Here is a 12,426-nt window from a genome sequence, read left to right as displayed (position 1 = left end):
TTTTCATGTCCGATATCGACATTCGCACCACGGGCCGCGCCGGCCGGATCACCCTGACCCGGCCCAAGGCGCTGAATGCGCTGAGCTATGCGATGTGCATGGCCATCGACACCGCCCTGCGCAATTGGCGCGAGGATGACGAGGTCGATCTGGTCATCCTGGATGCCGAGGGCGAAAAGGCCTTTTGCGCGGGCGGAGACATCGCCGAGTTGTACACAACGGGCACCAAGGGCGACTATGCCTATGGGCAGAAGTTCTGGCGCGATGAATACCGCCTGAACGCGATGATCTTTGAATATCCCAAGCCGGTGGTCAGTTTCCTGCAAGGCTTTACGATGGGCGGCGGCGTAGGCATTGGCTGTCACGGGACACACCGGATCGTCGGCGAAAGCTCGAAGATCGCGATGCCCGAATGCTCGATCGGGTTGGTGCCGGATGTGGGCGGGTCGCTGCTGCTGGCGCTGGCGCCGGGGCGGCTGGGCGAATATCTGGGCGTCACTGGCGCGCGCATGGGTCCGGGCGACGCGATCTATGCCGGGTTCGCCGACCACTTCATCCCGCAGGAGCAATGGCCCGATATGATCGAGATGCTCGAGGCCTCGGGCCAAGCCGACCTGCTGGCCGAACACGCCGCCCCTGCCCCGGACCGCACCTTGCCGCAGGACGACATCGACCGTTTCTTCGGTGGGGAAACCCTGGGCGACGTGCTGACCGACCTGCGCAATGGCGACAACGAATTCACCCGTGGAGCGCTTGAGGCGATGGGCCGCAATTCGCCGCTGTCCATGGCCTGCACGATCGAGATGCTGCACCGCCTGCGCGGCCCCGCCCTGACCATGCGCAAGGCGCTGGAGCTGGAATACCGCTTTACCTTCCGATCGATGGAGCACGGCGATTTTCTCGAGGGCATCCGGGCGCAGATCATCGACAAGGACCGCAACCCGAAAAGGCAGTTTGCGGACATGAACGTGCCGGCCACGGCGGTATCACGGATGCTGATGCCGCTGGGCGCGGACACGCTGACATTCGAGGAGGAGTGAAACATGAAGATCGGATTCATTGGCCTGGGCAACATGGGCGCGCCGATGGCGGCCAATCTGGCCAAGGCCGGTCACGACGTGACCGGGTTCGACACCGCGGGCGTGTCGGTCGAGGGCGTGACCAAGGCCGAAACGGCCACTGATGCGGTCCGCGGCGCCGAGGCGGTCATCACCATGCTGCCCAATGGCGTCATTCTGCGCGCGGTGGCCGATCAGATCATTCCGCACATGGAGAAAGGCGCGGTGTTCATCGACTGTTCGACCGTCGATGTGGACAGCGCCCGCGCCGTAGCGGAGCAGGCCGAACAGGCCGGGCTTCTGGCCGTGGACGCGCCGGTTTCGGGCGGAATCGGTGGCGCGGCCGCGGGCACGCTGACCTTCATGGCCGGCGGCTCGGACGCGGCCTTTGCCAAGGCGGCCCCGCTGTTCGACATCATGGGCCAGAAGGCGGTGCATTGCGGCGCGGCGGGCGCCGGTCAGGCCGCCAAGATCTGCAACAACATGATCCTGGGTGTCACCATGATCGCCACTTGCGAGGCCTTTGCCTTGGCCGACAAGCTCGGTCTGGACCGGCAGAAGATGTTCGACGTGGTCAGCACCTCGTCGGGCTACAGCTGGAGCATGAACGCCTATTGCCCCGCCCCCGGTGTCGGGCCGCAGTCACCTGCGGACAACGGCTACAAGCCCGGTTTCGCTGCCGAGCTGATGCTCAAGGACCTGCGGCTCAGCCAGCAGGCCGCCGAAAGCGCCGACGCCGACACGCCGATGGGCCAGATCGCCACTGCGCTTTACGAACAGTTCGTCGAAGCCGAAGACGGCAAGGGAATGGATTTCTCGGCCATGCTGCCCCGGTTCGAAAAGCGCGGCCGCAGCTGAGCTTGGGCGGCATTTCGCCGCCCAGGGCTTGCACTTCGGGCGGTCATTCCAAAATATCGGGAAACGCGGCATGACGGCGCGACAAACCGAGGGGAACCGCCCATGAAGACACTTATGCATATTGCACTGCTTGCCGGCCTGTCACTGACCCCGGTCGCGACACTGGCTGACAACAGCAAAGGCAAAGGAAAGACCAAGGACACGTTCTCGGTCGAACGTGTGGCCCCGCAGAAGGGCGCAAAATCCGTTGCCAATTGCCCGCCCGGGTTGGCCAAGAAGGCCGTGCCCTGCGTCCCGCCCGGTCAGGCCAAGAACTGGTACAAGGTCGGAGACCGGATTGATCGCGACTATGTCTGGATCGACGATCCGTACCGCTATGGCCTGAAACGTGGCGGCAACTACGTTCGCGCGGGCGACTACGTCTACAGAATCGACCCCGATACGCGCAAAGTGCTGAACCTTATCGGCGCGGTGGCGGATATTCTGTACTGACGCGCAGGCAGCCTATTCGGCCGCCACGCGTTCGGGGTTCAGCATCGGCTTGAGGTATCGCCCGGTGTGGCTGCGCTCGCATTCGGCGACCTCTTCCGGGGCGCCCACGGCAACGATCTCGCCGCCGCCATCGCCACCCTCAGGGCCGATGTCGATGATCCAGTCGGCGGTTTTCACCACGTCCAGATTGTGTTCGATCACGACGACGGTATTGCCCTGATCGACCAGTTCATGCAGCACTTCCAACAGCTTGCGCACATCTTCGAAATGCAGGCCGGTTGTGGGCTCGTCCAGAATGTACAGGGTCCGGCCCGTCGAACGTTTTGCCAGCTCTTTCGAAAGCTTGACTCGCTGCGCCTCGCCGCCCGACAGGGTCGTGGCCTGCTGGCCGACCTTGATGTAGCCCAGCCCCACGCGTGCCAGCGCATCCATCTTGTCGCGGATCGAGGGTACGGCCTTGAAGAACTCCTGCGCGTCTTCGACCGTCATATCCAGCACGTCGGCGATGGACTTGCCCTTGAACTTGATCTCGAGCGTCTCGCGGTTGTAACGCGCGCCCTTGCAGGTCTCGCAGGTGACATAGACGTCGGGCAGGAAATGCATCTCGATCTTGATGACTCCGTCGCCCTGACAGGCCTCGCAGCGTCCGCCCTTGACGTTGAAACTGAACCGCCCGGGCTTGTAGCCCCGCGCCTTCGCCTCGGGCAGACCGGCGAACCAGTCGCGGATCGGGGTGAAGGCGCCGGTATATGTGGCCGGGTTCGACCGTGGCGTGCGCCCGATGGGCCGCTGGTCGATGTCGATCACCTTGTCCAGATGTTCCAGCCCCTTGATCGTTTCGCAGGGCGCAGGCGTCTGACGCGCACCATTCAGACGCATCGAGGCGGTCTTGAACAGCGTCTCGATCGTCAGGGTCGACTTGCCGCCGCCCGACACCCCGGTCACGCAGACGAACTTGCCCAGCGGAAACTCGGCCGTCACGTCTTTGAGGTTGTTGCCCGAAGCCTTTACAACCGTTACCTTTTTCTTGTTCCCCTTGCGCCGCTCGGCGGGCACCGGAATTTCCCGAACCCCCGACAGATACTGCCCTGTAATCGAGGCCGCATCGGCCGCGATCTGCTCGGGCGTGCCGTGGCTGACCACCTGCCCGCCATGCACGCCGGCACCGGGGCCGATGTCGAACACATAGTCGGCTTCGCGGATGGCTTCCTCGTCATGCTCGACGACGATCACAGTGTTGCCCTGATCGCGCAGGTTCTTCAGGGTGCCCAAAAGGCGGTCATTGTCGCGCTGATGCAACCCGATCGAGGGTTCGTCCAGCACGTAAAGCACGCCGGTCAGGCCCGAGCCGATCTGGCTGGCCAGCCGAATGCGCTGGCTTTCGCCGCCTGACAGGGTGCCACTTGAACGAGACAGCGTAAGGTATTCCAAACCAACGTTATTCAGAAACCCCAACCGCTCGCGGATCTCTTTCAGAATCGCGCGGGCAATCTCGTTTTTCTGGGCGCTCAGATGGTTCGGCGCGTCCTCGACCCAGGCCAGAGCCTCTTTGATCGACATTTCGACCACCTGACCGACATGCAGCCCTGCAATCTTGACGGCCAACGCCTCGGGGCGCAGGCGATAGCCCTCGCAAGTGTGGCAGGGACGGTTGTTCTGATACCGTTCGAATTCCTCGCGGATCCACGCGCTGTCGGTTTCGCGATAGCGGCGCTCCATGTTCGGGATAACGCCTTCAAAGCTGCGGGTCACCTGATAGACCCGTCCGCCTTCGTCATAGCGGAACTGGATTTCATCATCGCCCGAGCCATGCAGAAACACCTGCTGCACATGCGCCGGAAGGTCCTTCCACGGCGTGTTCTTGTCGAACTCGTAGTGGCGCGCGATCGCCTCGATCGTTTGCAGGAAATAGGGCGACTTGCCCTTGCGCCATGGGGCCAGTGCGCCGTCATACAGTTTCAAGGTCTGATCGGGCACCACAAGCCGTTCATCGAAAAACAGCTCGACCCCCAGCCCGTCGCAATCCGGGCAAGCCCCAAAGGGCGCGTTGAACGAAAACAGGCGCGGCTCGATCTCGGGGATGGTGAACCCACTGACCGGACAGGCAAAATTCTCGGAGAACGTGATGCGCTCGGGCTCGCCCTCGCGCGGGGCGGTCTCCAGTATCGCGATGCCATCGGCCAGGTCCAGCGCGGTGCGCAGGCTGTCGGCCAGGCGGGTCTCCATCCCCTCGCGCACGACGATCCGGTCAACAACCACGTCGATGTCATGGCGGAACTTCTTGTCCAGCGTCGGCGGCTCGTCCAGTTCGTAGAACTGGCCATCGACCTTGACGCGCTGGAACCCCTGCTTGCGCAGTTCCAGAAACTCTTTCTTGTACTCACCCTTGCGGTCGCGAACGATGGGCGCCAGCAGATAGCCTCGGGTGCCCTCCTCCATCGCCATGATCCGATCGACCATGTCCTGAACCTGCTGGGCTTCGATCGGCAAACCGGTGGCAGGGCTGTAGGGCGTGCCTGCGCGCGCGAACAGCAGGCGCAGATAGTCATAGATCTCGGTCACCGTTCCCACGGTCGAACGCGGGTTCTTCGACGTGGTCTTCTGCTCGATCGAGATCGCCGGCGACAGGCCGCTGATGTGATCCACATCGGGCTTTTCCATCATGTCCAGAAACTGGCGCGCATAGGCCGACAGGCTTTCGACATAGCGGCGCTGGCCTTCGGCATAGATCGTGTCGAACGCCAGCGACGACTTGCCCGACCCGGACAGGCCCGTGATGACAACCAGCTGATCGCGCGGAATGTCCACGTCGATGTTTTTCAGGTTGTGCTCGCGCGCGCCGCGCACCTCGATATTCTTCAGCTCAGCCATTCAGGCCCCCAACACACAAGTGTCCTAGAGATAGGCGAGCGACACTGAGTCTCCAACCGAAAAGTTAGAACAAAGTGTGAACGAGCAGATTTTCTCCACTTGATTCACCCGTCTTCGGGCTTTCGCGCCATGGCCCAGGCACAGATCGGAAAATCCGGGTCGTTCTCCAGACTGTCGGTTTCAGGGTCATAGACTGGCGGCCACACCTGCTCGAGGTTCCGCAAAGCCGCCTGGCGGTTGCCCCATTGCGCGGCCTGTATACTTCCCGGATCAAATCCGCATTCGGTCAGCAAGTTGCGCAATCCCCGCGCGGACCAACGCGAACAGTCGTGCGGAGCGGCATGGAACGGGATGAAGAACGGCACGGCCAACCAGAACCAACCTCCCGGCCGCAGCATTTCCAGCACGTTCAGAGTGGCTTCGTAGGGACGGTCAAGATGTTCCCAGACCTGATTGGCGAGTATGAGATCGAATTGCCGAACCTCCGCGCGCTCATCCATCAGCGGGCCTTTGCAGATATCGTGTTTACGATGCCAGATCTGGGTATGGCTGCGGAATCCGAACTGCGTTCCCCATTTTCCCGAAATTTCGGCGCAGTCCAGCGCCTCGGGAACCAGACTACGTATCCATTTCTTGCTTTCCCGAACCATGACGACGCGGTTCAAGCTGACCATCGAAAACCCCGACTGCGTGCTACCTGCCGGGACCGATTGTCCAGAAAAGCAGCCCTGTGTCCACAGGCAACGCAACGACTTTTGAGGAGAAGTGGCGCGGTTGACGGGGCTCGAACCCGCGACCCCCGGCGTGACAGGCCGGTACTCTAACCAACTGAGCTACAACCGCGCATTAGGGTCTATGTCGATCCGTTTGCCCGGATCAAAGGCTGGCAGCGATGGCGCGGTTGACGGGGCTCGAACCCGCGACCCCCGGCGTGACAGGCCGGTACTCTAACCAACTGAGCTACAACCGCCCGCTGCCCGTTCATTGCTGAACGTTGGGGTGTATTATGGCCACGCCCGGGCATCGTCAAGCGGCGTTTTCAAGTTTTTTGCAGGAACGGGAAAATTTGTTTGCGAGCGCGTTTGGCATGCTCCTTTGGGATAGCGCCGGCGCGAAGACACCCTAACCCTTGGTTGCCATCGCCGAGCCATAAAAAAACGGCGACCTCGCCAACGAAAAGTCAGACGGCGGTTTCGACTGCTACCAAATTGCCCTGCAAAATCCCCCTCGACACAATTCGCTTGGCTTGCATAGCCGTCCCCCCCGTTGCAGTCGTTTCCTAGTTCCGAAACGAATTCAGCGATCAGTGTCTGGTTCATACCAAGGCTTCATTTGTTCCGGTTTCAATCTAGCGCAGCTGGCTCGCCGCATTGACCGCATTTGGGCTGCGCTACGTGTTAGACGCCCAAAGTTGTCGGACAGGGCAAAAGCCCAATCACAGGACCCAATCGGTCTTGTCCGGATATAGCGAAAATACCGCGTATCTCCCCTCTTGCAGCCGGATAAAAAGCACTGTAATACGCCGCCCTACGGGTGATTAGCTCAGTGGTAGAGCGCTTCGTTCACATCGAAGATGTCAGGAGTTCAAATCTCTTATCACCCACCATTCCCTCACTTTTTCAACGCTTGAAACGGATGAGACTCGGCGTCTATCCTTGAGTTCGGGCCGGTGCAGCACCGGCATGGCAATCAGGGACATGCATGGCCGAACTAAAGCGCGACATCGGCCTGGTGGGTCTAACATTCATATCTGTCGGAGGAATCATTGGCTCAGGATGGCTGTTCGGGCCGCTTCTGGCCGTTCAGCACGCAGGCCCCGCGGCCGTTTTGTCCTGGGTCATCGGGGCCGTCGCAATGTTCATTCTAGCCATCACATTCGCCGAAATCTCTGCCATGTTGCCGATCCCCGGAGGGATCGCTCGGGTTCCGCAGTTTTCACACGGCAATATCGTCGCCATGACGATGGGTTGGACTGCCTGGATCGGGTACAACACGACCGCTCCGATCGAGGTTGAGGCGATGCTGTCCTACCTCGCACCCTATGCACGCTGGCTGCATGCGCCATCTGGTGACCTGACCGCGCCCGGACAGGCTGTGGCCTTGGCATTCATGGTGTTCTTCGTCCTGATCAACATGCTTGGCGTAAAGTTCTTTGCGCGGGTCAACACAATGATAACAAGCGCAAAAGTGGCCATTCCAATCCTGTTGTCCGTGGTGCTGATCCTTTCACGTTTCAATGCCGAGAACTTCACGCAGCCCGAGGGGTTCGCACCGTATGGGCTCAAGGGAATAATGGCCGCCGTTTCGACAGGTGGGGTAATCTTTTCGTTCATCGGGTTCAGGCATGTGGTCGACATGGCAGGCGAGGTGCGAAACCCGAAATTCGACATTCCGGCGGCGCTTGTATTGTCGATCATCATGTGTGCGGCGATCTATCTGGGCCTGCAGATCGCTTTCATCGGCTCGCTCGACCCTCAGATGCTGGCGCAGGGCTGGGCCAAGCTGAGTTTTGCCGGAGAAGGCCCTTTGGACGGGGTCATAATGTCCGTTGGGATATTGTGGTTCATCAGCATCCTAAACGTCGGCTCGGTGATCGGACCGTTCGGAAACGCCCTAGTGGCCACCGGCTCGAACGCTCGGATCGCGATGGCACTGTCGCAGAACGGGTTTCTGCCCGCGCGCATCCAACACCTGTCGGCATTTGGCGTGCCCATCTGGGCGCTGGTGCTCAACTTCCTGATTGGCACTCTTTTCCTTTTGACCATTCCCTTTGAGACGGTGATCGCCCTGAACGGGGCAGCGATCGTCCTGTCCTTCGCCGTCGGCCCCATCGCCGTTGTATGCCTGCGCAGCCTATTGCCAGACAGGCCCCGCTCGATCCGCGTTCCAGCGGTTGGTTTTGTCGGAATGCTGGCCTTTGCGATTGCAACTCTGATCGTCTACTGGAGCGGCTGGGATACGGTCTGGCGCCTGGGCATCACCCTTCTGATCGGACTGCTCCTGCTTTTGGCGCGGTTTCGGGGACGCCTGGAACAGATGGATCTCAAACAGGCCTTGTGGCTCGCGCCCTATCTGGCTGGACTGGGGTTGATCTCGTTTCTTGGTCAATTCGGAGACGGTGCGCTGCACCTGATCCCGTTCGGGTGGGACATCTTGTTGTGCACCCTGCTGTCATCGACCATTTTTTGGATCGCAGTCCGGTCCGCCCTGCCCCCTGAGAAATTCCAGCGCTACATAGACGAGGAAGAAGTTCTGGACCCATCAAAACCTGTAATCGGGCTTTGAATCAGAAAGAGCGGGGATTATTCCCCGCCCTTCTCGTTGTTTTCAGATCAGTGCGCCGTGGCTGATGGTCCACTGTTTTCCGAAGCCTTGGCCGCTGCGGCCGCGGCTTCTTCGGCGGCCTCGTCCCATTCGATCGGCTCAGGTTTGCGCACCAGTGCGCGCTCCAGAACTTCGGACACGTGCTTGACCGGGATGATCTCCAGCCCTTCCTTCACGTTTTCGGGGATGTCGGCCAGATCCTTCTCGTTCTCTTCCGGAATAAGCACCGTCTTGATGCCACCCCGCAGAGCTGCGAGCAGTTTCTCCTTCAACCCGCCGATCGGCATGGCGTTACCACGCAGCGACACTTCGCCCGTCATTGCGATGTCCTTGCGGACCGGGATACCGGTCAGAACCGACACGATCGAAGTCACCATCGCCAGGCCGGCGCTGGGTCCATCCTTGGGCGTCGCGCCGTCAGGCACGTGCACATGGATGTCGATCTTGTCGAACTGCGGCGGCTTGACCCCGATCTGAGGCGAAATCGACCGCACATAGGACGAAGCCGCATCGATGGATTCTTTCATCACATCGCCCAGCTTGCCTGTGGTCTTCATCCGACCCTTGCCTGGCAGCTTCAACGCCTCGATATGCAGCAGGTCGCCACCGACCGAGGTCCAGGCCAGACCGGTCACAACGCCGACCTGATCATCCTGTTCAGCCAAACCGTAACGGAACTTGGGTACACCCAGGAACTCGTGCAGGTTCTCAGCCGTCACGACAACCCGGTCGGTCTCGTTCTTGATGATCCGGGTCAACGATTTGCGCGCCACCTTGGCAATCTCGCGCTCAAGATTCCGCACACCGGCCTCGCGGGTATAGGTGCGAATGATCGCGGTCAGCGCCTCATCGGTCAGCTCGAACTCTTTGGCTTTCAGCCCGTGGTTCTTCACCTGCTTCGAGATCAGGTGCTGCTTCGCGATTTCGCGCTTTTCGTCCTCGGTGTAGCCGGCCAGAGGGATGATCTCCATCCGGTCCAGAAGCGGCCCAGGCATGTTGTAGCTGTTCGACGTGGTCAGGAACATCACGTTCGACAGGTCATATTCGACCTCAAGGTAGTGGTCCATGAACGTGCTGTTCTGTTCCGGGTCCAGCACCTCGAGCATGGCCGAAGCCGGATCACCACGGAAATCCTGCCCCATCTTGTCGATTTCATCGAGCAAGATCAGCGGGTTCGTGGTTTTCGCCTTTTTCAGCGCCTGGATGATCTTGCCGGGCATCGAGCCGATATAGGTCCGGCGGTGGCCGCGAATCTCGGATTCATCGCGCACCCCACCCAACGAGATGCGGATGAACTCGCGCCCCGTGGCCTTGGCGACCGACTTGCCAAGCGAGGTCTTGCCCACGCCCGGAGGGCCGACAAGGCACATGATCGGGCCTTTCAGCTTCTTCGAGCGCTGCTGAACCGCCAGATACTCGACGATCCGCTCCTTGACCTTTTCGAGGCCATAGTGATCGGCATCGAGGATCTGCTGCGCCCGGCCAAGGTCTTTCTTGACCCGAGACTTGGTGCCCCAAGGCAGCGACAGGATCCAATCCAGATAGTTGCGCACCACGGTCGCTTCGGCCGACATCGGCGACATGTTCTTGAGCTTTTTAAGCTCGCCTTCCGCCTTTTCGCGGGCTTCTTTCGAAAGCTTGGTCTCAGCGATCTTGGCTTCCAGCTCGGCGATCTCGTTCGCGCCGTCCTCGCCATCGCCCAGCTCCTTCTGAATGGCCTTCATCTGCTCATTCAGATAGTATTCGCGCTGGGTCTTCTCCATCTGCGACTTGACGCGGGTCTTGATCTTCTTCTCGACCTGAAGAACCGACATCTCGCCCTGCATCAGGCCATAGACCTTTTCCAGACGCTCGCTGATGCTGAGCGTTTCCAGCAGGTCCTGCTTCTGTTCGACCTCGATGCCAAGGTGACCCGAAACCAAATCGGCCAGTTTCGCCGGATCGGTTGTCTCACTGACAGCGGTCAGGGCTTCTTCCGGGATGTTTTTGCGAACCTTGGCGTACCGCTCGAACTCATCGGCGACAGTGCGCAAAAGCGCCTGCGTCGTCGTAACGTCGCCGGGAATTTCGGTCAGGTATTCGGCGCGGGCCTCAAAGAATTCTTCATTCTCAATGAACTCCGAAATCTTGACGCGTGCCTGCCCTTCGACCAGCACTTTGACCGTGCCATCGGGCAGCTTGAGCAGCTGCAGGACATTTGCCAGAACGCCGCTGCGGTAGATACCGTCCTGGGTCGGGTCGTCGACGGAAGGGTCAACTTGACTGGACAGCAGAATTTGCTTGTCATCCTGCATCACCTCTTCCAGCGCGCGCACCGACTTTTCACGCCCCACGAACAGCGGGACGATCATGTGCGGAAACACGACAATGTCGCGCAGCGGCAGAACGGGGTATGAGGAATTAAGAGGCTCTTGCATGCTCTATCCTTATCATTGGCAAGATGGCACTGACCCCTGTTTCAGGCAGCCGTCGGCCATCTCCTTTCTCGGACGATAAAGGTGGGGCGCGGACCGCCCCATTTCAACCTCGTCGCCTTACCTGTACAAATCAGAATGGCCCGAGGTTTCCCCGACTGCAAGGCATCGCGGCAACATATCCACTGATTTTGACTTGGGTCGCCCAACACGCCCGTTAGAGCGGCTCGATATCACCCAGCGCCCGCTGCGCATGGAAGTCGGCCTGCCAGACCTCGAATGCACCGGCGGCGATGGCGTCCCGCATGCACTGCATGATCTCTTGGAAATAATGCAGATTGTGCCAGGTCAGCAGCATGCCCGAGATCATCTCGTTGGCGCGGAACACATGGTGCAGATAGGCACGCGAGTAATTCGAGCAGGCCGGGCAAGTGCACTGCTCGTCCAACGGGCGCGGATCGTCGGCATGGCGGGCGTTCTTGATGTTCACCACGCCGCGGCGGGTGAACACCTGCCCCGTCCGTCCCGAGCGCGACGGCAGCACGCAATCCATCATGTCGATCCCGCGCGCCACGGCGCCCACGATGTCGTCGGGCTTGCCCACGCCCATCAGATAGCGCGGCTTATCGGTCGGCAGGAAATCAGGCGCATAGTCCAGACAGTCGAACATGGCCTCCTGCCCCTCGCCCACCGCGAGGCCACCAACGGCATATCCCTCGAACCCGATGGCCTTCAGCGCCTCGGCGCTTTCCTCGCGTAGGTCGCGCTCCAACCCGCCCTGCATGATCCCGAACAGCGCATGGCCGGGCCGGTCGCCGAACGCCTCGCGCGACCGTTCGGCCCATCGCATCGACAGGCGCATCGACTCGGCGATCCGGTCGCGGTCGGCAGGCAATGCGGGGCATTCGTCGAAACACATCACGATGTCCGACCCCAACAGGCGCTGGATCTCCATCGACCGCTCGGGTGTCAGCTCGTGTTTGGAACCGTCGATATGCGATTTGAAGGTCACGCCCTTCTCGGTCAGCTTGCGCAGACCCGCCAGGGACATCACCTGAAACCCGCCCGAGTCGGTCAGGATCGGGCGCTCCCAGTTCATGAACTTGTGCAGGCCGCCCAAGCGGTCGATCCGTTCGGCCGTGGGCCGCAGCATCAGGTGATAGGTGTTGCCCAGCAGGATGTCGGCGCCGGTGGCCCGCACGCTTTCGGGCATCATCGCCTTGACCGTCGCGGCGGTGCCCACAGGCATGAAGGCCGGCGTGCGCACCTCGCCCCGCGGCGTGTGGATCACGCCGGTGCGGGCCTTGCCGTCGGTGGCCTTCAATTCGAATGAGAAACGCTGGGTCATGTCATCGCCTCGGGTCGCTGAACCGGGCAGGCTTTGCCCGATCGGCGCGCGCAATGCAACC

Annotated in this window: 8 protein-coding genes and 3 tRNA genes; 5 read left to right on the top strand and 6 right to left on the bottom strand. The window is 60.8% G+C overall.

Annotation, left to right across the window (positions count from 1 at the left end; all coding sequences use genetic code 11):
- Positions 1-5: 5 nt before the first annotated feature.
- The 3 genes from ACR0CU_RS04860 to ACR0CU_RS04850 all read left to right on the top strand — a co-directional run bounded on the left by ACR0CU_RS04860 (position 6) and on the right by ACR0CU_RS04850 (position 2,408).
- Positions 6-1,040, top strand: coding sequence for an enoyl-CoA hydratase/isomerase family protein (locus ACR0CU_RS04860; protein ID WP_170445739.1), 1,035 nt, complete (start codon positions 6-8; stop codon positions 1,038-1,040).
- Between the two features lie 3 nt (positions 1,041-1,043).
- Complete coding sequence (mmsB, locus tag ACR0CU_RS04855; protein WP_170445736.1) at positions 1,044-1,916, top strand: 3-hydroxyisobutyrate dehydrogenase; 873 nt, start codon at positions 1,044-1,046, stop codon at positions 1,914-1,916.
- 102 nt (positions 1,917-2,018) lie between these two features.
- A complete protein-coding gene (locus tag ACR0CU_RS04850; RefSeq protein WP_170371138.1) occupies positions 2,019-2,408 on the top strand; it encodes a hypothetical protein in 390 nt (129 codons plus the stop codon).
- 12 nt (positions 2,409-2,420) lie between these two features.
- On the opposite strand, the gene uvrA is transcribed toward ACR0CU_RS04850, so the two are convergent.
- The 4 genes from uvrA to ACR0CU_RS04830 all read right to left on the bottom strand — a co-directional run bounded on the left by uvrA (position 2,421) and on the right by ACR0CU_RS04830 (position 6,249).
- Positions 2,421-5,279, bottom strand: a complete 2,859-nt coding sequence (uvrA, locus tag ACR0CU_RS04845) for an excinuclease ABC subunit UvrA (RefSeq protein WP_170371139.1) — start codon at positions 5,277-5,279, stop codon at positions 2,421-2,423.
- 104 nt (positions 5,280-5,383) lie between these two features.
- The gene (locus tag ACR0CU_RS04840) at positions 5,384-5,953 is read right to left on the bottom strand and encodes a methyltransferase domain-containing protein (RefSeq protein WP_170445734.1); all 570 of its coding nucleotides are present in this window, start codon (positions 5,951-5,953) and stop codon (positions 5,384-5,386) included.
- A 92-nt stretch (positions 5,954-6,045) separates the two neighbouring features.
- A tRNA-Asp gene (locus tag ACR0CU_RS04835) sits at positions 6,046-6,122 on the bottom strand.
- A 50-nt stretch (positions 6,123-6,172) separates the two neighbouring features.
- Positions 6,173-6,249: transfer RNA gene (locus ACR0CU_RS04830), tRNA-Asp, on the bottom strand.
- A gap of 561 nt (positions 6,250-6,810) precedes the next feature.
- Here ACR0CU_RS04830 and ACR0CU_RS04825 point away from each other — a divergent pair.
- Both ACR0CU_RS04825 and ACR0CU_RS04820 read left to right on the top strand, forming a co-directional pair.
- A tRNA-Val gene (locus tag ACR0CU_RS04825) sits at positions 6,811-6,885 on the top strand.
- 95 nt (positions 6,886-6,980) lie between these two features.
- Positions 6,981-8,564 carry an APC family permease gene (locus ACR0CU_RS04820; RefSeq protein WP_170445731.1) on the top strand — a complete coding sequence of 528 codons (1,584 nt, stop codon included), beginning with the start codon at positions 6,981-6,983 and terminating at the stop codon, positions 8,562-8,564.
- A 47-nt stretch (positions 8,565-8,611) separates the two neighbouring features.
- On the opposite strand, the gene lon is transcribed toward ACR0CU_RS04820, so the two are convergent.
- Together lon and tgt are read right to left on the bottom strand one after the other, a co-directional pair.
- Positions 8,612-11,020, bottom strand: coding sequence for an endopeptidase La (lon, locus tag ACR0CU_RS04815; RefSeq protein WP_170445728.1), 2,409 nt, complete (start codon positions 11,018-11,020; stop codon positions 8,612-8,614).
- Positions 11,021-11,234: 214 nt separating this feature from the next.
- Positions 11,235-12,365, bottom strand: a complete 1,131-nt coding sequence (gene tgt / locus ACR0CU_RS04810) for a tRNA guanosine(34) transglycosylase Tgt (protein ID WP_170445725.1) — start codon at positions 12,363-12,365, stop codon at positions 11,235-11,237.
- Between the last annotated feature and the right edge of the window lie 61 nt (positions 12,366-12,426).

Source organism: Ruegeria sp. BC2, from assembly GCF_056539245.1.
Note: the sequence above shows the minus strand (reverse complement) of the source record. Positions and strands in the feature narration are given on the sequence as shown.

Bases quoted from the DNA above. Each gene is read 5' to 3' on its own strand.
- ACR0CU_RS04860 (WP_170445739.1), top strand. From the start codon at position 6: ATGTCCGATATCGACATTCGCACCACGGGCCGCGCCGGCCGGATCACC.
- ACR0CU_RS04840 (WP_170445734.1), bottom strand. From the start codon at position 5,953: ATGGTCAGCTTGAACCGCGTCGTCATGGTTCGGGAAAGCAAGAAATGG.
- ACR0CU_RS04850 (WP_170371138.1), top strand. From the start codon at position 2,019: ATGAAGACACTTATGCATATTGCACTGCTTGCCGGCCTGTCACTGACC.
- uvrA (WP_170371139.1), bottom strand. From the start codon at position 5,279: ATGGCTGAGCTGAAGAATATCGAGGTGCGCGGCGCGCGCGAGCACAAC.
- lon (WP_170445728.1), bottom strand. From the start codon at position 11,020: ATGCAAGAGCCTCTTAATTCCTCATACCCCGTTCTGCCGCTGCGCGAC.
- mmsB (WP_170445736.1), top strand. From the start codon at position 1,044: ATGAAGATCGGATTCATTGGCCTGGGCAACATGGGCGCGCCGATGGCG.
- ACR0CU_RS04820 (WP_170445731.1), top strand. From the start codon at position 6,981: ATGGCCGAACTAAAGCGCGACATCGGCCTGGTGGGTCTAACATTCATA.
- tgt (WP_170445725.1), bottom strand. From the start codon at position 12,365: ATGACCCAGCGTTTCTCATTCGAATTGAAGGCCACCGACGGCAAGGCC.